This is a genomic window from Shinella sedimenti, from assembly GCF_022601905.1.
In the GTDB taxonomy this organism is placed as follows: Bacteria; Pseudomonadota; Alphaproteobacteria; order Rhizobiales; family Rhizobiaceae; genus Shinella; species Shinella sedimenti.
In genome coordinates this window covers 439,987-461,020 of record NZ_JAKVIN010000002.1, presented here as the reverse complement: position 1 = coordinate 461,020, position 21,034 = coordinate 439,987, and the positions used below count along the sequence as shown (strand labels likewise).

22 protein-coding genes are annotated in these 21,034 nt (G+C 63.1%); 5 read left to right on the top strand and 17 right to left on the bottom strand.

Features of this window, described 5'->3' with window-relative positions:
* Nucleotides 1-33 precede the first annotated feature (33 nt).
* A complete protein-coding gene (locus MKI86_RS06360) occupies nucleotides 34-1,077 on the top strand; it encodes a LacI family transcriptional regulator (protein ID WP_241598769.1) in 1,044 nt (347 codons plus the stop codon).
* Between the two features lie 65 nt (nucleotides 1,078-1,142).
* Here the strand turns inward: MKI86_RS06360 and gnd are convergent, their stop codons facing one another.
* The 5 genes from gnd to ccoG all read right to left on the bottom strand — a co-directional run bounded on the left by gnd (nucleotide 1,143) and on the right by ccoG (nucleotide 7,252).
* A complete protein-coding gene (gnd, locus tag MKI86_RS06355; RefSeq protein ID WP_241598767.1) occupies nucleotides 1,143-2,573 on the bottom strand; it encodes an NADP-dependent phosphogluconate dehydrogenase in 1,431 nt (476 codons plus the stop codon).
* A 170-nt stretch (nucleotides 2,574-2,743) separates the two neighbouring features.
* The gene (ccoS, locus tag MKI86_RS06350) at nucleotides 2,744-2,899 is read right to left on the bottom strand and encodes a cbb3-type cytochrome oxidase assembly protein CcoS (protein WP_241598765.1); all 156 of its coding nucleotides are present in this window, start codon (nucleotides 2,897-2,899) and stop codon (nucleotides 2,744-2,746) included.
* A complete protein-coding gene (locus tag MKI86_RS06345; RefSeq protein WP_241598763.1) occupies nucleotides 2,896-5,190 on the bottom strand; it encodes a cation-translocating P-type ATPase in 2,295 nt (764 codons plus the stop codon). Before MKI86_RS06345 ends, ccoS begins: the two co-directional genes overlap by 4 nt.
* On the bottom strand, nucleotides 5,187-5,684 hold the full coding sequence (locus tag MKI86_RS06340; RefSeq protein WP_241598761.1) for a FixH family protein: 498 nt from the start codon (nucleotides 5,682-5,684) through the stop codon (nucleotides 5,187-5,189). Before MKI86_RS06340 ends, MKI86_RS06345 begins: the two co-directional genes overlap by 4 nt.
* Entirely contained in the window at nucleotides 5,684-7,252 is a 1,569-nt protein-coding gene (gene ccoG, locus MKI86_RS06335; protein ID WP_241598759.1) for a cytochrome c oxidase accessory protein CcoG, read from the bottom strand. Before ccoG ends, MKI86_RS06340 begins: the two co-directional genes overlap by 1 nt.
* Before the next feature lie 235 nt (nucleotides 7,253-7,487).
* Here ccoG and MKI86_RS06330 point away from each other — a divergent pair, with 235 nt between their 5' ends.
* The 3 genes from MKI86_RS06330 (at nucleotide 7,488) to MKI86_RS06320 (ending at nucleotide 9,111) form a co-directional block, all read left to right on the top strand.
* Nucleotides 7,488-7,904: an SRPBCC family protein gene (locus MKI86_RS06330; protein WP_241599287.1), complete on the top strand. Its 417-nt coding sequence runs from the start codon at nucleotides 7,488-7,490 to the stop codon at nucleotides 7,902-7,904.
* Complete coding sequence (locus MKI86_RS06325; protein WP_241598757.1) at nucleotides 7,901-8,257, top strand: VOC family protein; 357 nt, start codon at nucleotides 7,901-7,903, stop codon at nucleotides 8,255-8,257. The genes MKI86_RS06330 and MKI86_RS06325 overlap by 4 nt, the downstream gene beginning before the upstream one ends.
* A 116-nt stretch (nucleotides 8,258-8,373) precedes the next feature.
* The gene (locus MKI86_RS06320; RefSeq protein WP_241598755.1) at nucleotides 8,374-9,111 is read left to right on the top strand and encodes a GGDEF domain-containing protein; all 738 of its coding nucleotides are present in this window, start codon (nucleotides 8,374-8,376) and stop codon (nucleotides 9,109-9,111) included.
* Nucleotides 9,112-9,166: 55 nt separating this feature from the next.
* On the opposite strand, the gene ccoP is transcribed toward MKI86_RS06320, so the two are convergent.
* From ccoP to ccoN, 4 genes are read right to left on the bottom strand one after another with little or no spacing between them, the layout of a single operon-like run.
* Nucleotides 9,167-10,030: a cytochrome-c oxidase, cbb3-type subunit III gene (ccoP, locus tag MKI86_RS06315; protein ID WP_241598753.1), complete on the bottom strand. Its 864-nt coding sequence runs from the start codon at nucleotides 10,028-10,030 to the stop codon at nucleotides 9,167-9,169.
* Nucleotides 10,031-10,032: 2 nt separating this feature from the next.
* Nucleotides 10,033-10,185, bottom strand: coding sequence for a cbb3-type cytochrome c oxidase subunit 3 (locus MKI86_RS06310; RefSeq protein ID WP_241598751.1), 153 nt, complete (start codon nucleotides 10,183-10,185; stop codon nucleotides 10,033-10,035).
* Between the two features lie 11 nt (nucleotides 10,186-10,196).
* The gene (gene ccoO / locus MKI86_RS06305; protein WP_241598750.1) at nucleotides 10,197-10,928 is read right to left on the bottom strand and encodes a cytochrome-c oxidase, cbb3-type subunit II; all 732 of its coding nucleotides are present in this window, start codon (nucleotides 10,926-10,928) and stop codon (nucleotides 10,197-10,199) included.
* 11 nt (nucleotides 10,929-10,939) lie between these two features.
* The gene (gene ccoN / locus MKI86_RS06300; RefSeq protein ID WP_241598749.1) at nucleotides 10,940-12,559 is read right to left on the bottom strand and encodes a cytochrome-c oxidase, cbb3-type subunit I; all 1,620 of its coding nucleotides are present in this window, start codon (nucleotides 12,557-12,559) and stop codon (nucleotides 10,940-10,942) included.
* Between the two features lie 206 nt (nucleotides 12,560-12,765).
* On the opposite strand from ccoN, the gene MKI86_RS06295 reads away from it, so the two are divergent.
* Nucleotides 12,766-13,245, top strand: a complete 480-nt coding sequence (locus MKI86_RS06295) for a hemerythrin domain-containing protein (RefSeq protein ID WP_241598748.1) — start codon at nucleotides 12,766-12,768, stop codon at nucleotides 13,243-13,245.
* 3 nt (nucleotides 13,246-13,248) lie between these two features.
* Here the strand turns inward: MKI86_RS06295 and MKI86_RS06290 are convergent, their stop codons facing one another.
* The 8 genes from MKI86_RS06290 to hemN all read right to left on the bottom strand — a co-directional run bounded on the left by MKI86_RS06290 (nucleotide 13,249) and on the right by hemN (nucleotide 21,028).
* Nucleotides 13,249-13,878, bottom strand: a complete 630-nt coding sequence (locus MKI86_RS06290) for a PAS domain-containing protein (RefSeq protein ID WP_241598747.1) — start codon at nucleotides 13,876-13,878, stop codon at nucleotides 13,249-13,251.
* A gap of 323 nt (nucleotides 13,879-14,201) precedes the next feature.
* Nucleotides 14,202-15,131 (bottom strand): lipid A biosynthesis lauroyl acyltransferase, encoded by a 930-nt coding sequence (locus tag MKI86_RS06285; protein ID WP_241599285.1) that lies wholly within the window; start codon nucleotides 15,129-15,131, stop codon nucleotides 14,202-14,204.
* Nucleotides 15,132-15,142: 11 nt separating this feature from the next.
* The gene (locus tag MKI86_RS06280; protein ID WP_241598746.1) at nucleotides 15,143-16,171 is read right to left on the bottom strand and encodes a zinc-binding dehydrogenase; all 1,029 of its coding nucleotides are present in this window, start codon (nucleotides 16,169-16,171) and stop codon (nucleotides 15,143-15,145) included.
* A gap of 14 nt (nucleotides 16,172-16,185) precedes the next feature.
* A complete protein-coding gene (locus tag MKI86_RS06275; RefSeq protein ID WP_241598745.1) occupies nucleotides 16,186-17,472 on the bottom strand; it encodes a beta-ketoacyl-ACP synthase in 1,287 nt (428 codons plus the stop codon).
* Between the two features lie 10 nt (nucleotides 17,473-17,482).
* On the bottom strand, nucleotides 17,483-18,682 hold the full coding sequence (locus MKI86_RS06270; protein ID WP_241598743.1) for a beta-ketoacyl-ACP synthase: 1,200 nt from the start codon (nucleotides 18,680-18,682) through the stop codon (nucleotides 17,483-17,485).
* A gap of 2 nt (nucleotides 18,683-18,684) precedes the next feature.
* Complete coding sequence (locus tag MKI86_RS06265) at nucleotides 18,685-19,167, bottom strand: 3-hydroxyacyl-ACP dehydratase FabZ family protein (RefSeq protein WP_241598741.1); 483 nt, start codon at nucleotides 19,165-19,167, stop codon at nucleotides 18,685-18,687.
* A gap of 113 nt (nucleotides 19,168-19,280) precedes the next feature.
* Nucleotides 19,281-19,565: an acyl carrier protein gene (locus MKI86_RS06260; protein ID WP_134650064.1), complete on the bottom strand. Its 285-nt coding sequence runs from the start codon at nucleotides 19,563-19,565 to the stop codon at nucleotides 19,281-19,283.
* Between the two features lie 113 nt (nucleotides 19,566-19,678).
* Nucleotides 19,679-21,028 carry an oxygen-independent coproporphyrinogen III oxidase gene (gene hemN / locus MKI86_RS06255; protein ID WP_241598739.1) on the bottom strand — a complete coding sequence of 450 codons (1,350 nt, stop codon included), beginning with the start codon at nucleotides 21,026-21,028 and terminating at the stop codon, nucleotides 19,679-19,681.
* Between the last annotated feature and the right edge of the window lie 6 nt (nucleotides 21,029-21,034).

Below are 21,034 nucleotides of genomic sequence, written 5' to 3'. Positions count from 1 at the left end.
ACCGCTCGCTAATGCGGAGAGGTTGGGGCTGGAATGAAGAACAGGCTGAGCGAGGGAGCACGCGCCGCGTCCGCGGGCACGAATGAGCGGCCGACACTGAAGACGATCGCCTTCATGACGGGCCTCGGCATCACGACGGTTTCGCGGGCACTCAAGGACGCGCCCGATATCGGCACGGAGACGAAGGAGCGCGTGCGCCTCGTCGCCGCCCAGATCGGCTACCAGCCCAACCGGGCGGGCGTTCGCCTGCGCACCGGCAAGACCAACGTCATCAGCCTCATTCTCAGTCTCGAGGAAGAGATCATGGGTCTGACGAGCCCCATGGTGATCGGCATCTCGGAGGTGCTTGCCGCGACCCAGTACCATCTCGTCGTCACCCCCTACCGCGCCCAGGGCAATGCGCTCGATCCGGTGCGATACGTCCTTGAAACTGGCGCGGCCGATGGCGTGATCATCTCGCGCACTGAACCGAAGGACCCCCGGGTGGCGCTGATGATGGAGCGCAATTTCCCCTTCGCCACCCATGGCCGCACGGAGATGGGTCTTGCCCATCCCTATCACGACTTCGACAACGAGCGCTTCGCCTACGAGGCCGTGCGCAAGCTCGTCGAAAAGGGCCGCAAGCGCCTCGTGTTGCTCCAGCCGCCGCCCTACCTGACGTTCTATCTGCACATGCGCGCGGGCTTCGAGCGCGGCATCCGCGACTTCGGCGCGACAGCCGTACCCTTCAACGAGGTGAACCTCGACAGCAGCCTCGTCGATATACGAAAGGCGGCCGAAAACCTCATGCGCGCGCCGAACGCGCCTGACGGTATCGTCTCGGGCAGCGGATCAGGCGCGGTGGCGCTCGTCGCGGCGCTGGAGGCGGAAGGACTGAAGCTCGGCACGCATATCGACCTCGTGTCCAAGGAATCGCACATGCTGCTGCAATGGCTTCGCCCCGAGGTCATGACCATGCGCGAGGACATCCGCCTCGCCGGCCACGAACTCGCCAAGGCCGTAATCGCCCGCATCGAAGGCCGTCCGCCGGAAGAACTGCAGACGCTGAGCTACCCCATCCCGACGGATCAGGGCTGACACCGCCAAAACGAAAACGGCCCGGTTTTGCAGCCGGGCCGTCTCGTATAATGCCGCGAAAGACGTCAGCCGTTCAGGCCGGAGCCCCACGGGCCGTGGTGGCTGTCGGCGCCGTCGAGGCGGTCGAAGCCGTGGGCGCCGAAGAAGTCGCGCTGGGCCTGGATGACATTGGCGGTACCACGGCCGCGGCGGTAGCTGTCGAAATAGCCTAGTGCGGAAGCGAGTGCGGGGACCGGCAGGCCATGCAGCGCAGCCGCCGACACGACACGGCGCAGCGCTGCGTCGGTGTCCTTCACCATGGTGGCGAAGGCCGGGGTGACAATGAGGTTTGCTGCATCCGGTGCCTTGGTGAAGGCGCTGGTGATCTCATCGAGGAACTGCGAACGGATGATGCAGCCGGCGCGCCAGATTTTGGCAATCGTCGGCATCGGCAGGTTCCAATTGTATTCCTTGGAAGCGGCGGCCATGACGGCGAAGCCCTGCGCATAGGCGCCGATCTTGCCCGCCAGCAGCGCGCTTTCGAGATCCTTGATGAAGGCGGCCTTGTCAGCGACCGAAAGTGCGGGCACATCCGGCAGGCCAAGAATCTTTTCAGCGGCTTCCCGCTCGGCCTTGAACGACGAGATGGAGCGTGCGGCAACGGCGGCTTCGATGCCGGTCGCCGGCACGCCCATGTTCTGGGCTTCGATGGCAGACCACTTGCCCGTGCCCTTCTGGCCGGCCTTGTCGAGGATCATGTCGACCATCGGACCACCGGCAATCGGGTCCTTGGCGGCCAGAACCTTCTCGGTGATCTCGATAAGGTAGGATTCCAGACGACCCTTGTTCCACTGGCCGAAGACCTCGCCGATCTCGGCGGCGCTCATCTTCAGGCCGTCGCGCAGGATGCCGTAGATTTCGGCGATCATCTGCATGTCGGCATATTCGATGCCGTTGTGGATGGTCTTGACGAAATGGCCGGCACCGTTCTCGCCGAGCCAGGCAACGCACGGATCGTCATTGTATTTGGCGGCAATCGAGGTCAGCACCTTCTCGACGCGCTTCCACGAATCTTCCGTGCCGCCGACCATGATGGACGGGCCGTGGCGCGCGCCTTCCTCACCACCGGACACGCCCATGCCGATGAAGGTCAGGCCGGAATCCTTGAGTGCATCGAAGCGGCGCATCGTGTCGCGGAAATTCGCGTTGCCGGCATCGATCATGATGTCGTTCTTTTCGAGGTAGGGACGCAGCAGATCCATCTGCTGGTCGACCGCCGCACCGGCCTGGATCATGATGATGATCGGCCGCGGCGGGCGGATGGCGGCGACGAATTCCTCGATGGTCTCGCAAGGCACGATCTGGCCCTTGAGGTCGCCGGCCTCCTCGTAAAACTCCTTCGTGCGCGCAACGGTGCGGTTGAACACCGCGATCTTGTTGCCCTTCTCGGCGATGTTGAGCGCAAGGTTGGAACCCATCACGCCGAGACCGATAAGACCGATTTCCGCCTGTGCCACGATAGTACCTCCGTAGGTATGGCGCGGCGGGGATGAATTTCGGAACAGTGCCGAAAACGCCGCGCGAAAAGAGAGAGTGGAGCATCGCTCCAGCGCGCGTGTTTTGGCATTCAAATCGATTTACGACAAGGGTTTGTTTGAGTTCCGAGCCATTTTAGAACCCCTCGAAACTAATTGCCCGGACGGTCGTCGCCATCGTCGAGGACACGCCATGCCGCGCCTTCGACATCATCATACTGCCCGCTCTTGAGTGACCAGAGAAAGGCCGCAAGCCCGAGCGCGCCCAGGAAGAGCGCGATGGGTATGAGAAAGATGAGCGTGTTCATGCCGCCTTCACCATGGGGTTGACCGGACGTGCCGCATCCGCCGCGCGTGTCGCAAAGGCCGGCAGGCGTTCGCGCAGGCGCAACGAATTGAGCACGACGGTAATCGACGAAGCAGACATTGCTATGGCGGCGATCAACGGCGTCGCATGACCAAGGATGGCGATAGGTATGGCAACGACATTGTAACCGATGGCGAGTGCGAAGTTCTGACGGATCAGGCGCCCGGCTTTTCGTGCGGTTTCGAGTGCGAAAGGCACGGCCTCCAGACTTTCATGCAGGAAAACCAGATCCGCCGCCTGACGGCCGACATCGGCTGCGGTCGCAGGCGCCATGGAAACGTGTGCAGCAGCCAGTGCCGGCGCGTCATTGATTCCATCGCCCACCATGAGGACGCGGCGACCGCATGCGGCCCGTTCGGCGACGGTTTCGGTCTTCTCACGCGGCGAAAGACCGGCCTGCCAGCGCTCGATGCCGAGCAGCCCGGCGACGCGCGAGACCGCCGGAGGCCGGTCGCCCGACAGGATCGTCATGTCGATGCCGTTCTCGCGCAGCATACCGATGGCCTCGCCGGCACCCGCGCGCAAGGCATCCTCGAAGCGGAAGCTTTCCAGCACGGCGCCGTCCCGCGACAGCACGACCTCGGAGAGCCCGTGCGCTTCCCCGCCATCAGCCCCGTTGCCGGAGGCAAAGGCGCGGCTGCCGAGACGAAGCAGGCCCTGCGGCGTTTCCGCCTCAAGTCCGCCGCCCGCGATTTCACGAACCTCGCCAAAGACGGGCGTGGGACCGGGCACCGCGCCGGCAAGCGCTATGGAAAGCGGATGACGCGAATGGGCGGCCAGTGCCGCTGCAAGCGCAAGATGGGCGCGATTGACGCCATCGCGATCGACAAGGCGCGGCTTGCCCAGCGTCAGCGTGCCGGTCTTGTCGAAGACGGCGGTGTCGATCTCAGCCAGGCGCTCCATGGCCGAGCCGTCCTTCACCATGACGCCGCCGGCAAACAGGCGGCCGGCCGCAACCACCTGGACGACCGGCACAGCAAGCGCAAGCGCACAGGGGCATGTGATGATCAGCACCGCTATAGAGACCATGAGGGCATGTTTCCAGTCGCCGTCATAAAGTCCCCAGCCGAGGAACGAGCCCAGTGCCATGACATGCACGACGGGCGCATAGACTTGCGATGCGCGGTCAGCGATGCGGCGATACCGTGCCCTCCCGCCTTCAGCGGCTTCCATCAGACCGATGACTTCCGACAGGAAGGAATCGCGCGCGGTCGAAACGGCTTCGACCAGAAGCGAACCGGTGAGGTTCATCGCGCCGGCCTCAAGGCGGGTGCCTGGCCCGGCGGCAAGCGGATCGCTCTCGCCATTGACGATGGAACGGTCAACATCGCTCGCGCCTGTCAACACACGGCAATCGACGGGAATGCGCTCGCCGGCCGCGATGGCGAGATGATCGCCGACCGCGATTTCCTCGACCGGGCGATAGTCGCGCGTGCCGTCGGCCAGCATTACCATGGCGCCGCGCGGCGAAATGCGCGCGAGGCCCGTGATCGCCGAGCGGGCACGGTCGCGCATCACATGGTCGAGCGTGCGACCGATGAGCAGGAAGAACAGCAGGCTGACGGTCGCGTCGAACCAGGCATGCTGGGCGCTGTGCAGCGTCTCCCACAGCGAGAAGACATAGGAGAGCGTGATCGCGATGGCGATCGGCACGTCCATGTTGGTGCGGCCGTGGCGAAGCGCGTTCCAGGCCGAGCGGTAGAAGAACCGGCCGGCATAGATCAGCGTCGGGCCTGCGATGAAAGCGGAAATCCAGTGGAACAGGTCGCGCGTCGCGGCCTCTGCCCCCGACCAGACGGAAACCGAGAGCAGCATGATATTGGTGGCCGCAAAGCCGGAAACGGCGACGGCGCGGATCAGCTGGTTGCGCAGGGCGTCTTCTCCATCGCCGGCAAGCGAGAAGAGATGCGTGTCGTAGCCGGTGGCGGCGATCGCCGCCGCAATGGTCTGCGGATCGGTCGGCGCGCCACCGACCTGCTCCTTCCACACCACCGACACGCGGCGGGTGGACAGGTTGACGCGCGCCCGCTCCACCGCCGGAAGCGCCTGAAGGGCGGTCTCGATGGTGGTGATGCACGCGCCGCAATGGACGCCGGGAACACTGAGGTCGCTCTGGCGCAATCCCTCCCCGACCGGACGGCTGGCCAACAGCAACTCTTCCGAGGATGGCAGCGCACTGCGTGCGCGCGCCGCATCGAGAGCCCCCTCCGTTCCCGGCGCGCAGCAGCTCATTTCGCGTCTCCTGCGACGATCGTCCGCAGCGTCTGGTGGAACACCTTCGCACCCTCATGACGCGTGACAATATCGATCACCCACTGGCCGGTGGGCACGTCGTGCTCGACAACGAACTGCCCCGCGCCTGAAGATACCAGGGAGAGCGTGAAATCCTCGCGCTCGTCCACAGGACGCTTGAAGGTGGCCGAGACTTCGTCAGCGACAACCGGCTGACCGCCGGCATCGACGACATGGTAGACGATACGTCCGTCCTTGATGACGATGTCACCCTCGATGCCGCTCGCAGCCAGCCGCTTGGCCTCTTCCACCTTGCCGTTGAACTGCTGGCTGGCGACATAGGTGTTCGGAACCACCAGGCCGCTCCAGGTCCGCACCGCGTTCCACGCCATGAAGACGTTGACCGAGATGATCGTGCCGAAGAACAGCACCATGACGAGGAGCATGTGCCAGCCGGTGAAAACGAAACCGCGTTGCTTGCTTTCGGCGACCATTATCGTGCTCCCGGCATGTTGAATTTGGCGGAATAAGCCCTGCTTTCATGACCCTGGCGATCTTCCGCCACGATCTTGAACCCCTCGGCCGCTTCCGAAAGCTTGTCCTTGGGCAGAGTAACGAAGACTCGAAGCGCCGTCACCTTGTCCGGGTCAGCCGGTATGTCAACGCTGCGGCCATCCGTGGTGTCGTAGCCTGCTATCTTCATGACGGCACCCGGCATACCCTCGATCGATACGGTGATGACGCGCGGCTCCGGGATCATGTTGAGCACCTTCACGGCGTAGCCGTTGCGAATCGAGCCGTCCGATTCCACGACGAATTGCGGATTGCGGTCATGGATGACGTTGAGGTCCAGCCGCTCGCGCGACAGCAGTGCGTAAACCAGTGCCAGGCCCGCCAGCGACCAAACGCCGAAATAGAACAGCGTGCGCGGACGGAAGATGACCCGCCAGTTGAAATGCCTGATGCGATCACTGAACGCGCCGTCGGCATTGCGGATGCGCGCCGGCGCGATCGGCTGTGTGCCGCCGGCGGTGGCGAGCGCCATGTTGGCCGCGTAGTCCGACAGGGTTGCATAGGCGATCAGGCCGCGCTCCTTGCCGAGCTTGTCCATGACATTGTCGCAGGCATCGATGCACAGCGCGCAGGTGATGCATTCGAGCTGCTGGCCGTCGCGGATATCGATGCCCATGGGACAGACCACGACACAGGCGTTGCAATCCACACAATCGCCAACACTCTCCCCCGCTGCGATGGCCTTCTTGGCGTGGCGGGTGCGCGGCTCGCCGCGCCAGTCGTTATAGGTCACAACCAGCGAGCTTTCATCGAGCATCGCTGCCTGGATGCGCGGCCACGGGCACATATAGGTGCAGACCTGTTCGCGCATCAGCCCGCCCAGAACGTATGTCGTCGCCGTCAGGACCGCCACGGTGATATAGGCGACCGGCGGCGCCTGCAGCGTGACGAAGTTGACAAGCAGCGTAGGTGCGTCGGCGAAGTAGAAAATCCAGGCGCCGCCCGTGGCGACGGCAATGAAAAGCCAGATGGCATGCTTGCTGACGCGCTTCCAGACCTTGGCGAGCGTCCACGGCCCGGCATCCAGCTTCATGCGCGCATTGCGGTCGCCTTCGATGGCGCGCTCGACGACGAGGAACAGGTCGACCCAGACCGTCTGCGGACAGGCATAGCCGCACCACGCCCGCCCGACCGCGGAAGTGACGAGAAACAGGCCGAAGCCCGCCATGACGAGCAGACCGGCCACGAAGAAGAATTCCTGCGGCCAGATCTCGATGAAGAAGAAGTAGAAGCGCCGGCCGGCGAGATCGATCAGCACGGCCTGGTCGGGCGCGTAGGGACCGCGATCCCAGCGAATCCACGGCGTCAGATAGTAGATGCCGAGCGTCACGAGCATGATCAGCCACTTGAACTGGCGAAACCGTCCCTCGGCGCGCTTGGGAAAGATCTTCTTGCGCTTCTCGTAGAGGGGCTTGCGAACCTTGGCCGAGTTGACAGGCTCGGCGTCGTGGCGCTCGATGGTCGTGTCTGCGGAGTAGACGGTCGTCATAATGTACCGATGTCCCGGAATCTTCTGCGTATGCCGGAGACCATGACGCCAACGGAGCGCCACATCGTTGATCTACGTCAAGTTTGGTGGCCGTTGCGCCGGCTGTGGGCGTGGCGCGTTGCCGCACGAATGCACGGTGCGCGTGATCGAACGCTGCCTGAAAGACAACAACGTTCACTTTTCGTTCGACTTCTCGCCATCTTTCGCTCTATCCTGCGCCGACACGGAGAGCACCATGACCACCCTGCCCGCCCGGATCGTTCACAGAAGTATCAAGCGCGACTGGCGCACTGTTTATGCCTTTGCTGCAAAGCCGGACAACATGCCGCTCTGGGCGTCGGGACTGGCGTTGGGGCTGACGCGCGACGGCGAAGACTGGATCGCCGATGGCGGACCTATCGGCAACGTGCGTGTCCGGTTCGCGCCGGCCAACGATTTCGGCGTCATCGATCATACGGTCACGCTGCCGGATGGCCGGATCGTCGAAAACGCCTTGCGCGTGGTGCCGAACGGCGATGGCGCGGAGGTGATGTTCACGCTTTTCCGGCAACCGGATATGGATGACGCGGCCTTCGAATCGGACGCGGCGCATGTGGCCCTCGATCTGGATACGTTGGCGAAACTGATCGAAGACATGGAGTTGCCGCGATGAGCAGCAGAGGCGCAGATCGCAAGATCGACTATATCGAGTTCAACGTCGCGGATATTGCCCGCAGCAAGGCCTTCTATGGCAGCGCCTTCGGCTGGACCTTCACGGACTACGGGCCGCAATATTGCGAATTCCAGGACGGCCGCCTGACCGGAGGCTTCACCACAACGGCGCCCGTGCGCGCGCAGGGCGGCCCGCTCATCATTCTCTTCGCCGACGCTTTGGAAGAGACGTTGGCCGGTGTCGAGGCGGCAGGCGGCACGGTGGTACATCCGATCTTCGACTTTCCGGGTGGACGGCGCTTCCACTTCGCCGATCCCGACGGATACGAGCTGGCGGTCTGGTCCGACCGCTGACCGCATCACCTAACGTCAATCTAGCGGCATGACGCATTTTTACCGTTAGAATTCAGGGATTTTCAACAATCGCCTCCTAGTGACGAGCCCAGCGGTAAATCAGCGTGGGCTCGTCGATGTACAGAATTCTAGGCAGGACCTTGCTGGTCGCAGTGCTGTCGACGATAGCATCGCTTGTGATCAGTTTTGCCTTCGTACCGATGATGGGCGGCCAGGTGGCCGGCGCCGGGCTCGTCATGACCATCGTCTGCCCCATCGCCATCTCCATTCCCGCCTCACTCGTCCATTTCTACCAGGCCGACCGTCTGCGCCGCGCCAACGCGGCGCTGGCCGAGGCGCGCGATGCGCTGGAAAAAGCCTATGCCCGCCTGCAATATCAGGCCCGGCGCGACTCCCTGACCGGCCTGCTCAACCGGGCAGCCTTCATGGACGAGATTGCCGCATGCAGCAACGAGGGCATGCATGGCGGCCTTCTCTTCCTCGATGTCGATTATTTCAAGTCGGTCAACGACCGCTTCGGTCATGCCGCAGGCGATGAGGCCCTGCATCTCATCGGTGCCGCGCTCCATGGCCTGGCGCGGGAGGACGATATTGTCGGTCGCCTTGGTGGCGAGGAATTCGCGATCTTCCTGCACGGCGCATCAGCCGAACGCATGCTTGATCACGCGCAGGCTGTGCGCGAAGCCGTCGCCGCGATCGATTTTCGCTCGCCGTCCAGCATCCGCATACCCCTCGGCGTGAGCATCGGCGCCTTCCATTGCGCGCCCCGGTTCGACCCGGTCGAGGCGCTCGCCGCCGCCGATCGCAATCTCTACCGGGCGAAATCGGCGGGGCGGAACACTATCGTCGCATGAAAAAGGCCGCGTTCGACGCGGCCTTTTGCTTCTCTCGTTTGTCGTTGGTCTCGGCTTACTCGCCGCCACCCAGCGAGTGGACGAAGATGGCAAGCTGCTTGACCGAGGCATCGCCAAGGCGCGGCAGCCAGCTCGGCATCACGCCATGCTTGGGCGAGCGGACCTGTGCGGCGATGGCAGCCTCGCCCTCACCCTTCAGCCAGATGGCATCCGCGAGGTTTGGCGCACCGAACTCCCGGTTTCCCTTGGCGTCATCGCCGTGGCAGGCTGCGCAGTTATCCGCGAAGATCTGCTTGCCCGGCTCGACGAGGCTTGCATCCGACGGCGTGCCCGTCAGGCTGACGACATAGGCCGCGACCTGCTTGATCTGCACAGGTTCAAGGATTTCTCCATAGGCCGGCATTTCCGACGTGCGCGTGTCGTCGTCGCCGGGGTTACGGATACCATGGGCGATGGTCTGGTAGATGTCGTCCACCGAACCACCCCAGATCCAGTCGTCGTCGTTGAGGTTAGGGAAGCCGGCAGCGCCGGCAGCGCCGGAGCCATGGCATTGCGCACAGTTGACCTTGAAGGCAGACGCACCGCCCGCGATAGCGAACTGCGACAGCTGCGGGTCGGCCATGATCTCTTGCAGCGACGAGCTGGCGATGCGGTCGACGAAGGCGGACTGAGCCTGCTTGGCCTCAGCGAGGTCGGTCGCGATGTTGGCGCGGCTCGACCAGCCGAGAACGCCCTTGGTCGCGTCGCTGACCAGCGGCCATGCCGGAAAGGCGATCGTGTAACCGATCGCCCAGACGATCGTGATGTAGAACGTCCAGACCCACCAGCGCGGCATCGGATTGTTCAGTTCACGGATACCGTCCCATTCGTGGCCGGTGGTTTCGACGCCCGAGATTTCGTCAATATGTTTCTCGGCCATGATCAGTCCTCCTTGAGAGGGATTTCAGCGGCCCGTTCGGCGGCTTTGCGGGCGCCGGGGCGGAATGTGAAGGCGACGACGGCCAGAAAGAACAGCGTCATGGCCAGAAGGCCCCAGCTGTCGGCGAAGTGGCGCATGGCGGTATAGGTTTCCATGGTCGGCCTCCTCAGCGGTAACCGCTGGCATCGTCATAGGTGGAGAAGTCCACCAGCGTGCCGAGCATTTGCAGATAGGCGACGAGCGCATCCATTTCGGTGAGCTTGGCGGGATCGCCGTCGAAGTCGCCGATCTTTGCCTTCGGATAGCGCGCCTCGAGGCCCGACGTATCCGCATTCGGGTCCGCCTGTGCCTTGATATCGGCCGCTGCGTTGGCGATCATCTCGTCCGTATAGGGCACGCCTACCTTTCGGTTGGCCTCCAGATGCAGGGTGATGTTCTTCACCTCCAGAGGAGTCTCCTTCAGGAAGGCGTAGCTCGGCATCACCGATTCCGGCACGACGGAGCGCGGCTCGATCAGATGCTGGACGTGCCACTCGTTCGAATAGCGATCGCCGACGCGGGCAAGGTCCGGCCCCGTGCGCTTCGAGCCCCACTGGAACGGGTGGTCGTACATCGACTCCGCCGCCAGCGAATAGTGCCCGTAGCGCTCCACCTCGTCACGGAACGGGCGGATCATCTGGCTGTGACAGACGTAGCAGCCTTCGCGGACATAGATGTCACGGCCCGCCAGTTCGAGCGGCGAATAAGGCCGCATGCCTTCTACTTTCTCGATGGTATTCTCGAGGTAGAACAGCGGGGCGATCTCGACGATGCCGCCGATGGTGACGACCAGAAACGAGCCGACGAGAAGAAGGGTCGCGTTGCGTTCGAGGATCGCGTGTTTGTCAAGAATGGACATGGTGTCCCCTCCTATTCGGCCGGCTGGAGCGCGGGTGCAGCACCCGGAATCGGGGCTTCGTCACGCTGGTAGCCGAGGATTGTCATGGTCACGTTGTAGGCCATGATGAGCGCGCCTAAGAGGAACAGCCCGCCGCCGACGGCGCGCAGTACGTAATAGGGGAACATCGCGGCTACGGTTTCGGCGAACGAGTAGACCAGGAAGCCCTGCTCATCGTATTCGCGCCACATCAGGCCCTGCTGGATGCCGGCGACCCACATGACCGCCGCGTAGACGACGATGCCGAGGGTGGCGAGCCAGAAGTGCCAGTTGACCATGCGGATCGAGTACAGCCGTTCGCGCTTCCACAGCTTCGGAACGAGGAAGTAGACCGCGCCGAAGGTGATGAGGCCATTCCAGCCGAGCGCGCCCGAATGCACGTGACCAATGGTCCAGTCCGTATAGTGGCTGAGCGAGTTGACCGACTTGATCGACATCATCGGGCCTTCGAAGGTCGCCATGCCGTAGAAGGCGACGGCCATGACCATCATGCGCACGATCGGGTCGGTTCGGATCTTGTCCCAGGCGCCCGAGAGCGTCATCAGGCCGTTGATCATGCCACCCCACGAGGGCATCCACAGCATGATTGAGAAGACCATGCCCAGCGTCTGCGCCCAGTCCGGCAGAGCCGTATAGTGCAGGTGGTGCGGGCCGGCCCAGATGTACATGAAGATCAGGGCCCAGAAGTGAATGATCGACAGACGGTAGGAATAGACCGGACGGTTCACCTGCTTCGGGATGAAGTAGTACATCATGCCCAGGAAGCCGGCCGTCAGGAAGAAGCCCACCGCGTTATGGCCGTACCACCACTGCGTCAGCGCATCCTGCACGCCCGAGAAGGCCGAGTAGCTCTTCACGCCCAGGAACGAGACCGGGATCGCCAGGTTGTTGACGATATGCAGCATGGCCACCGTCACGATGAACGACAGGAAGAACCAGTTGGCCACGTAGATGTGGGGTTCCTTGCGGGTCATGATCGTGCCGAGGAAGGCGACGAGGTAGGCCACCCAGACCACGGTAAGCCACAGATCGACATACCATTCCGGCTCGGCATATTCCCTGCCCTGCGTGATGCCGAGCAGATAGCCGGTGGCCGCCATGATGATGAAGAGCTGATAGCCCCAGAACACGAACCAGCCGAGATTGCCGCCGAAGAGGCGCGCGCGCGAGGTGCGCTGAACCACATAGAACGACGTCGCGATCAGCGCGTTGCCGCCGAAGGCGAAGATCACCGCCGAGGTATGCAGCGGCCGCGTGCGGCCGAAGTTCAGCCACGGCTCGATGTTGAGATCGGGAAAGGCCAGCTGCAGCGCCACCACGACGCCGACCAGGAAGCCGACGACGCCCCAGAACACGGTGGCGATGACGCCGTATTTCACGACCTCATCGAAATAACCGCCGTCGTCGGACGACGCTGCGACCTTGGCCGGCGCGAAGGAAATGCGCCGGATCATGAAAACCGTGCCCGCCAGGAGCACGAAGAAGAGGACCCACATATGGGCCCCGAAGAGCTTGTCCTGGGCAAACGCCGCGCCAAGCAGCGCGAGGAACGCGCCCACGGCAAGGACGATTGTTTCCGTTGTGTATTTCATCGTTGGCATCCCCCAACTCTCGAATGTCCCGCATGAGCCGTTCCCACGCGGAATCGGCCTTTGCGCTCGGATGAGCCTTTGCAGATGCGCACGCCAGCATCCTTGACATGGATCAAGGCGCAGAACGGAAGCCGGGGTCATCAAAGGACAGGTTGACGCAGCCCCGCCCTGCGACGCGTGGCATCCCCCCAACGAGGACGCATGAGATGACGGACTACACTGGTATTGCCCGGCTGCTTTCGGACCGCCCGATGGAAGCCGTTTCGCTCGACTGGTTGAAAAAAGCCCACGACGCGCAGCTCGCGCTTTGCGAAGCGCTGGAAGACATTGCCGACAGCCTGCCGGCCAACATCAACCGGCAGAAATGCATGTACGCCGCCAAATCATTGATTCCGCTGGTCAATGGCGTGCATCGCTATGAGGAGGAGACGCTGTTTCCCCTGCTGGAGAAACTGCGCGCGCACGACGGCGAACTGACCGAAGCCATCGCCAGGCTGAAATTCGAGCATGTCGAAGACGAGTGTTTTGCCGAGGAACTGACCGACACGCTGACGCGGCTCGGCAGCGGTGACGCCGGGGTCAACGCGGAAGCGGCAGGCTATATGCTGCGCGGCTTCTTCGAATCGATCCGGCGCCATATCGCCTTCGAGCAGCAGTTCATGCTGCGCGGGCCGCTCGCTTCATAGGGATCAAGCCGCCATCGGGTCGCGGGAGGATTCCTGGAAGTCCTGCAGAACGAGGATGGCGCCGATCACATCGCCCGCCGCCGATAGGCACGGCGTCATGCGGCAACGGGTGACGGCGCTGCCACGCCCGCTGGAGATATAGTCATATTCCACCAATTCACCGCCAAAACAGCGGTCGAGATGCCGCTTCACACGCGATTCGAAACGCTGAAGGCCGATGAATTCCACGATGTGACGCCCCACGAGATCGATCGGCTTCTCGCTGAAGCGGCTGGCATTGAGCGAGTTGGAATAGATGTAGCGGTAATCTGTGGTGATGACGGCGACGCGGTCCGGCAAGCTGTCGAGAATCGCCTCGTTCAGCAGGCCGTCTTCCGTGACGCGCGACACCGCGCTCGGGCGCACGACGTCTATCGCCGGAATGGAAAGCGGACCTTCCGCCTCTTGCGCACCGAAATACCTGTCGAGCAAAATCTTGAGAGTTTGTGCCTGCCGGAGCACGCAGGCCCTGTCGTCTGCATCCTCGCGCAGGAGATCCAGCACGAACTGGAACTGGCAGCGAAGGTCGCCGACATTCTGCGCGTCCTTCTGAAGCACGGCAGCAAGCGCCGGCTCTATTTCCCTGTCCAGCATGGAAACGAGCTTCTCGTCTCCGGTCCTTACAGCATACTGTAGTTGCGAATACTTAAACCAAAACAACTCTACAAGAGCTTTCAATGCATGCTCCCCAAAATTGCTGAGAACTACAGCAATTACCCATCCACATTATTCATACTATTGAGAACAGGATCCCTCTTTTGCCTGACACCTCCCTGAAATCGCTGTTCAAAGCGCTTACATTAGCAAAATGGTAACAGCGTCGGGAAAGATGTCAAACCCCAAATTTGACGAACGTCGGATAAAACGGGATGAAGTACGTACGTAAAAGCAGAGCGCCAATAAAAGATAATAAGCCTTCAAGTAATAAGACTGTGCTTGATATTCCAGCGGTCATGATACCAGAGCCATTGGCCCGGATACTCGCGCACCCACTGCTCCACCTTGTCGTTCAACATCTGCGCCGTCGCATCGACATCGACCGCACCGTTCGGCTTGCGCGGAATGCTCATCGCCGGCTCGATCTCCAGACGGTAGCGATTGCCGGGAAGCCGGATGGAGCGCGCCGGGTAAACCTCGCAATTGAACTGGCGGACGAGCTTGGCGAGCAACGGGTTGGTCTGCACCGGGCGACCGAAGAATTGCGTCGGCAGGCCCCGTGTGAATTTCTGGTCGACGAGCACGCCCACCGGCTGGCCGGCTTCCAGCTTGCGCGCCAGCGTGAAGGAAGAACCCGCATGGGACGGCACCAGACCGCCCATGCGGGCACGGCGGAATTCGAAAACCTTGTCGGCGATGTACGGGTTGTTCGGCGGACGGAACAGCACCGTAACGTCAAGCCCGAAGGCAGCACCGGCGACCGGCAGCAGCTCAAAATTGCCGGTATGAGCGGTAAAGACGATGAAGGGGCGCGGATTGTCGCGCAGATCAAGAAAGATCGGGATGCCGGATACCTCGACACGTCCGGGCGTGCTGCGTGCCGGATCGAAATCGAACAGCTTGTCGAGGAAGACATATTCCGCTGCAAGACGGCCCATATTGCCCCAGGCGTCGAGCGCGATCGCCTGGATGTCCTCATCCGTCTTTTCCGGAAAGGCGTTGCGCAGATTGGTCAGCGTCAGCCTGTGGCGCTTCGTCTTGGGACCAATCCAGCGCGCGACCCGGTCGGCGAAGTTGATCGCACCATCCGCCGGCAGCAGCTTCAGGAGGTTGAGCAGGCCGAAGGCGAACTGCGCCTCCAGCCATTGCTTCGTGTTCCTGAGCGCCAGAACAAGGCGGGTGATGATCATCTTCACGGCAATCAGTCCAGCTTGAGGACGATCTTGCCGAAGATCTGGCGCGATTCCATGCGCTCCAGCGCCGTTGCGATGCCGTCGAAGGTGACTTCCGTGTCGATGACCGGATGCACGATGCCGCGGGCCATCTTCTGCATGGCATCCGCCATGTTCTCCATTCGGCAGCCGAAGGAGCCGAGCAGCTTCAGTTGCTGCTGGAAGAGCATCATCAGGTTCATGTCGGTGGAAACGCCCGAGGTGGAGCCGCAGGTGACGAGGCGGCCGCCGCGCTTCATGCAGAGCATGGAGCCCGCCCAGGTGTCCTTGCCGACATGTTCGAAGACGACGTCGACACCCTTCTTCTTCGTCAGCTTGCGCACGACACCCTCGAAGCGGTCTTCGCGGTAATTGATGACGTGATCGGCACCCAGTGCCTTCGCCTTCTCGATCTTGTCGTTCGAGCCGACCGTGGTGATGACGGTGCAGCCGGTCTTCTTGGCAAGCTGGATCGCCGCCGTACCGATGCCCGAGCCGCCGGCATGCACGAGGATCGTCTCACCGGGCTGGAGCTTGGCATTGTCGAACAGCATGTGTTCGACCGTACCGAAGGTGACGGGCGCAAGTGCGGCCGCGACCGCATCGATACCGGGCGGTGCCGGCACGAGCAGGCGAGCGGGAAGGTTCACCTTTTCCTGCGCGAAGCCGTCGAGATGGAAGCCATGCACGCCGCCGACATGTTCGCAGAGATTGTCACGCTTCTCGCGGCAGGGTTTGCAGAGGCCGCAGGTGCGCGCGCCGTAAATGGAGACAAGCTGGCCAGGCAGCACGTTCGAAACACCCGGACCGAGCGTTTCGACGACACCGGCGGCTTCCGCGCCGATGACCAGCGGCATCTTGCGCTTGGCAAACGCCATGCCGCGCCAGCCCCAGACATCGATATGGTTGAGGGCGACGGCCTTGACGCGCAACGTCACCTCGCCCGGGCCGGGCGCATCCGGTTCCGGGATGTCGGTGATTTCGAGCTTGCGGTCGTCGAGAAGCTGCAGGGCACGCATGGTCAATTTTCCTGTCAGGCCGGTTCGGCCGTCATCACGAGGCTGGCGTTCTGGCCGCCGAAGCCGAAGGAGTTGGAGAGAACCGCCGTAACTTGCGCATCGCGCTTCACGTTCGGCACGACATCCAGAAGGATCGTCGGATCGGGGTTCGTGTAGTTGATGGTGGGTGGCAGCGTGCCGGTCAGCATGGTCTGGATCGAGAACACCGCCTCGACCGCGCCGGCCGCCGTCAGCGTGTGGCCGATCATCGACTTGTTTGACGACACCGCAATGCCCGCCAGCCGCTCGCCGAAGACTGTCGACATGGAGAGATACTCCATCTTGTCGTTTTCCGGCGTCGAGGTGCCATGGGCATTGATATAGCCGATACCGCTCTCGTCGATGCCTGCATCTTCCAGCGCCGCACGGATCGTCGCGATGGCGGGACCACCGTCCGGCGATGAGCGCGTGCGGTGGAAGTGATCGGCCTTCTCGCCGCAGCCCTTGAGGATGCCGAGCACCTTGGCGCCGCGGGCAATGGCTGATTCCAGCGATTCCAGCACGAGCGTTGCGGCCCCTTCTGCGATGACGAAACCGTCGCGGTCCTTGCTGAACGGCTTGGAAGCCTTGGTCGGCGGGTCATTCTGCGTCGACAGCGCGGACAGAAGCGCAAAGCGGATGAGCGCCTCGGCGGTTACCGAGCCATCGGTGCCGACGGTCAGCGCGCGCTCCGTGCGGCCCTGACGGATCGCCTCGACGCCGAGCTGAATCGCGGTCGCGCCGGAAGCGCAGGCGGTCGAAAGCGTTACCGGCAGCCCGCGCGTGCCGTACCGGTCGGAAAGGCGCTCTGAGATCGAGCCGAAGGCCCACGCCTCGTGCAGCGCGGGGCTGGGATTGTCACGCAAGACGGACAGGAAGCGGTCATAGGCGTCGCCCGGGCGCTGCGAGGCCGGCGCACGGTCGGCGAGCGCAAAGCGGTCGCGCCAGTCGGGCTCGATGGGTGGGGCGGCCAGAAAGAGCGGGCCTCCGAAATCGCCGGAAAGGCCAGCTTGCGCCAGCGCCTCGTCCGTCGTTTCGCGAGCATAGGCATAGGAGCGCTCGACCGGGTTTTCGACAGGCACGTCGATGAAGTCGACCGTGCCGGAAATGCGGGTATTGAGCCCATCAACCGGGAAGCGGGTGATGGCGTGGATACCGGAAACGCCGCCGGTCAGCGCAGCCCAGTTATCCGTGAGGCCCTGCCCCAGCGAGGTGACGACACCCATGCCTGTAACGGCGACAATGGGGCGACCGAGATGATCCCTGTAAGCGGCTTTCGTCATGGCCCTACCCTCACTTCTCTGCGGAAAGGATTGCGACGCCCTCGCCGCGCGAATGCCCGACCGTCGTGACGACGGCAGTTGCGGCGGGTGCGCTCATGGCGGTCTCGGCGGTCGTGTCGAAGGGCGCGACCGTGATGCCGGCCCCGAGGGTCAGAGCGGCGAGCGCCAGCCCCAGGGGGAACTGCGCCTCGAGCGATTGCCCGATAACGCCGCTGTAACCGCGCACGGCACTGCCTTCGAAGCGGGCGCCGAGCCAGGCCTTTTCGCGGGCCGTAACGTCATGGGCACCTGAAGCGCCGGAGAAGACTACGGTCTCGCTCCCGGCCTTCGCGCCGTCGGCCAGTTGCTCAAGGCGTGCTTCCAGGCGGCCCGCGTCGCGCGAACCGCGGTCGCCGCCGATCGCGTCGATCGTCGCATAGATGCGCGCGCCACGCGCTTGCGCATGGGCGCGCGATTCCAGAATGAGGAAGGCTGCCGCCGAACCGGTGATGATACCGCCACCGGCCTTCTCGTCGCGCGACCACAGTGGCGTCCAGCCGCCCGTCGCATGCGCGCCGATGGCTTCGTAAAGCAGGATGACATCCTGCCGCTCGGCCACGAGCGCACTGCCGACCAGGGTATGCGTGGATTGGCCCGAGCGGATACGGTGGAAGGCCGTCTCGACGGCGCTGATGCCGGCCGCCTCCTCACCCATGAAGGTGCGCGAGGAGCCCGTGACCTTGTGCACGATGGAGATGTTGCCCGCGAGCAGGTTGGAAAGCTGCGCGAGGAAAAGCGTCGGCCGCAGCTCGGTCGTCAGCTTCTCGTTGAGCAGGTGTTCGCGGTCGTTGCGTTTCAGGCCTTCGTCGACGATGAGCGAATCGACCGTGATGTCGCGTTCGCCACCGCCGGCCGCCACGATCATGTCCATCGTGCCGCAGGCGTCCGCATCATCCTTGAAGCCGGCATCGTCAAGCGCAAGGCCAGCGGCAAAGACACCGAGGCGCTGCCAGTTTTCCATCTGGCGCTGATCGCCGCGCTTGGGGATCTGCTGGTTCCAGTCGATCTCCGGCATGGGATGGACGGGATAGGGCGAAAAACGCTCCGTCTCGATCTTCAGCCCGGGCGCCGCGGCCGCGCCGAGGATCTGCACATGCGCCTCGGCACCGACACCGTGACAGGTGACGATACCCACGCCGGTGATGACAACATCGTTGTTCGCCTTGGCCATACTCACTTCCCTTCAGCAGACGCTGCGAGCGCCTCCAACAAACCCACCTCTTCGGCGCGCCTGCGCACGATATCGGCAAGCGGCACCTCGGCAAACGGCATGGTGCGCAGCTTCAGCTGCGTGTCGCACACCTTCTTGCCTGCCGACGAAATCTTCGCCTTCGTCACGGCGTAACCGGATCCCTCATGCTCCAGCACGACCTCGATGTCGAGCACCGCATCGGGTTCGACGAAGGTTCGCATCTTCGCGCCGTCCACGCTCATTAGGAAGGGCATGGCAGCAAAGTTGGATGCGCCCAGCACAAGAAAGCCGGATGCCTGCGCCATGGTCTCGATGAGGAGCACGCCGGGAACAAGCGGCATGCCGGGGAAGTGGCCTTCAAAAACCGGGCTATTGGATGGAACGACGGAGCGCGCCTTCAGGGTACGGCGCTCGGCATCGACGGCTTCCACCCGGTCGATCATCTGGAAATATTCTAGCAGCATCGGATTAGCCTTTGCCGAAAATCGAAAGGCCTGCCGAAGACGGCAGGCCGATAGCCCTCTGCGCCGGGTTCGTCCGGAACATCACCGCCGCAAAGGCGGCCGGGCGGCGCATATCAGGCCTTGGCGGCCCGCAGTTCGTCGATCTTCGCGCAAAGGTTCTTCAGGACGAAGTACTCTTCCGTCGCAACCTTGCCTTCATTGACTTCCTGCGTCCACTGTTCCAGCGGGATCTTGATGCCGAATTCCTTGTCGATCGCAAAGACGATGTCGAGGAAATCGAGGCTGTCGATGCCGAGATCGTCGATCGTGTGGCTTTCCGGCGTGATCGTCTCGCGATCGATCTCGCTGGTTTCAGCAATGATGTCGGCAACCTTGTCGAATGTAGCAGTCACGCCCATACCTCATGAATCTATAGTCGCGCGATCCTATATGGAAAACCGACGCGATTGCCAATGGGGTTGATGAGGGACCTGCATTCCCCGCAAGGCTGTGTTGCGGCGGCAACAGCCCCTCACACGGCAATGGAGTGCCGTCCCCGGCCACTTGCAAGATGCGCATCGAAAACAGCTGCGACCGTGCGGGCAAAGGGCCGACCGGACGGCGTCAGCACGAAGCGCTCGCCTTCAAGCGCCGCCAGCCCGTCGCGATCCGTCGCGACGAAACGACCTGCCTCCCCGCGAATGACAGCGGCAAATGCCGGGTAGCGCTCCGCAAGATCAGCCAGCGAGAAACCGAAATCGCACATGACGCGCTCGATGACCCAGGCGCGCGCGCGGTCCTCCGCGGTCAGTACATAGCCGCGTACCACGGCAAGCCCGCCCTCCTCCACGCGACGCAGATATTCGCCCGTCGCCGGCATGTTCTGGATATACCCCTGCGGCAGCTGGCCGATGGACGACGCACCGAGCCCGATCAGTGCATCCGCCCGGTCGTCCGTATAACCCTGGAAATTGCGACGCAGCGTGCCCTCCCGCGCGGACACCGCGAGCCGCTCGGCTGGAAGCGCGAAATGGTCAATACCGATCGCCTCGTATCCGGCGGAAACCAGCATCTGCGCCGCCATCGACATCTGGTCGAAGCGGGCAACGATTCCGGGCAGTGCGGCCTCGTCGATCATCGTCTGGTGCTTCTTCATCCAGGGCACATGCGCATAGCCGAACAGCGCGATGCGATCGGGCGCAAGCGAAATCACGGCCCGCACCGTCTCGGCCATGGTCTCCAGCGTCTGGTAAGGCAGGCCGTACAGGACGTCGCAGTTGACGGAGCGCACGCCGCGAGCCCGCGCAGCCTCCACGACGCCGCGCGTCTGCTCGAAAGTCTGGATGCGGTTGATCGCCTTCTGAACCTTGGGGTCGAAATCCTGGATGCCGAGGCTTGCGCGCGTCATGCCGATGGCGGCGAGCGCGTCGTGCCTCGCATCGTCGAGATCGTTCGGGTCCATCTCCACCGATATCTCGGCTTCCGGCGAGAAGGCGAAATGGCGTGTGAGGCAGTCTTTCAGCGCCATAAGGTCATCAGGCCGCAGCATGGTGGGCGAACCGCCACCAAAATGCAGCGCCGTCACGGGCACCGCGCGCGAAACCCGCGCGCCGACGGTCGCGATCTCGGCATGCAGCCCTTTCAGATAAGCCTCCACCGGCTCGTAGCGCAGGGTATGCTTGGTGTGGCAGGCGCAGAACCAGCAGAGCCGGTCGCAATAGGGGATGTGGGCATAGAGCGACAGCCGATTGGTCGGCCCCAGCGCAGCGAGCCATTCTGCATAGGTATCCGGCCCAACGCTTTCATCGAAATGCGGTGCCGTCGGATAGCTCGTGTAGCGGGGAACCGGCGCGGAAAGGCGTTCTACGAGTGCATCCTGCATGATCAT

Bases quoted from the DNA above. Each gene is read 5' to 3' on its own strand.
- MKI86_RS06360 (WP_241598769.1), top strand. From the start codon at position 34: ATGAAGAACAGGCTGAGCGAGGGAGCACGCGCCGCGTCCGCGGGCACG.
- ccoS (WP_241598765.1), bottom strand. From the start codon at position 2,899: ATGAACACGCTCATCTTTCTCATACCCATCGCGCTCTTCCTGGGCGCG.
- MKI86_RS06345 (WP_241598763.1), bottom strand. From the start codon at position 5,190: ATGAGCTGCTGCGCGCCGGGAACGGAGGGGGCTCTCGATGCGGCGCGC.
- MKI86_RS06340 (WP_241598761.1), bottom strand. From the start codon at position 5,684: ATGGTCGCCGAAAGCAAGCAACGCGGTTTCGTTTTCACCGGCTGGCAC.
- ccoG (WP_241598759.1), bottom strand. From the start codon at position 7,252: ATGACGACCGTCTACTCCGCAGACACGACCATCGAGCGCCACGACGCC.
- MKI86_RS06330 (WP_241599287.1), top strand. From the start codon at position 7,488: ATGACCACCCTGCCCGCCCGGATCGTTCACAGAAGTATCAAGCGCGAC.
- MKI86_RS06325 (WP_241598757.1), top strand. From the start codon at position 7,901: ATGAGCAGCAGAGGCGCAGATCGCAAGATCGACTATATCGAGTTCAAC.
- MKI86_RS06320 (WP_241598755.1), top strand. From the start codon at position 8,374: ATGTACAGAATTCTAGGCAGGACCTTGCTGGTCGCAGTGCTGTCGACG.
- ccoP (WP_241598753.1), bottom strand. From the start codon at position 10,030: ATGGCCGAGAAACATATTGACGAAATCTCGGGCGTCGAAACCACCGGC.
- MKI86_RS06310 (WP_241598751.1), bottom strand. From the start codon at position 10,185: ATGGAAACCTATACCGCCATGCGCCACTTCGCCGACAGCTGGGGCCTT.
- ccoO (WP_241598750.1), bottom strand. From the start codon at position 10,928: ATGTCCATTCTTGACAAACACGCGATCCTCGAACGCAACGCGACCCTT.
- ccoN (WP_241598749.1), bottom strand. From the start codon at position 12,559: ATGAAATACACAACGGAAACAATCGTCCTTGCCGTGGGCGCGTTCCTC.
- MKI86_RS06295 (WP_241598748.1), top strand. From the start codon at position 12,766: ATGACGGACTACACTGGTATTGCCCGGCTGCTTTCGGACCGCCCGATG.
- MKI86_RS06290 (WP_241598747.1), bottom strand. From the start codon at position 13,878: ATGCTGGACAGGGAAATAGAGCCGGCGCTTGCTGCCGTGCTTCAGAAG.
- MKI86_RS06285 (WP_241599285.1), bottom strand. From the start codon at position 15,131: ATGATCATCACCCGCCTTGTTCTGGCGCTCAGGAACACGAAGCAATGG.
- MKI86_RS06280 (WP_241598746.1), bottom strand. From the start codon at position 16,171: ATGCGTGCCCTGCAGCTTCTCGACGACCGCAAGCTCGAAATCACCGAC.
- MKI86_RS06275 (WP_241598745.1), bottom strand. From the start codon at position 17,472: ATGACGAAAGCCGCTTACAGGGATCATCTCGGTCGCCCCATTGTCGCC.
- MKI86_RS06270 (WP_241598743.1), bottom strand. From the start codon at position 18,682: ATGGCCAAGGCGAACAACGATGTTGTCATCACCGGCGTGGGTATCGTC.
- MKI86_RS06265 (WP_241598741.1), bottom strand. From the start codon at position 19,167: ATGCTGCTAGAATATTTCCAGATGATCGACCGGGTGGAAGCCGTCGAT.
- MKI86_RS06260 (WP_134650064.1), bottom strand. From the start codon at position 19,565: ATGGGCGTGACTGCTACATTCGACAAGGTTGCCGACATCATTGCTGAA.
- hemN (WP_241598739.1), bottom strand. From the start codon at position 21,028: ATGCAGGATGCACTCGTAGAACGCCTTTCCGCGCCGGTTCCCCGCTAC.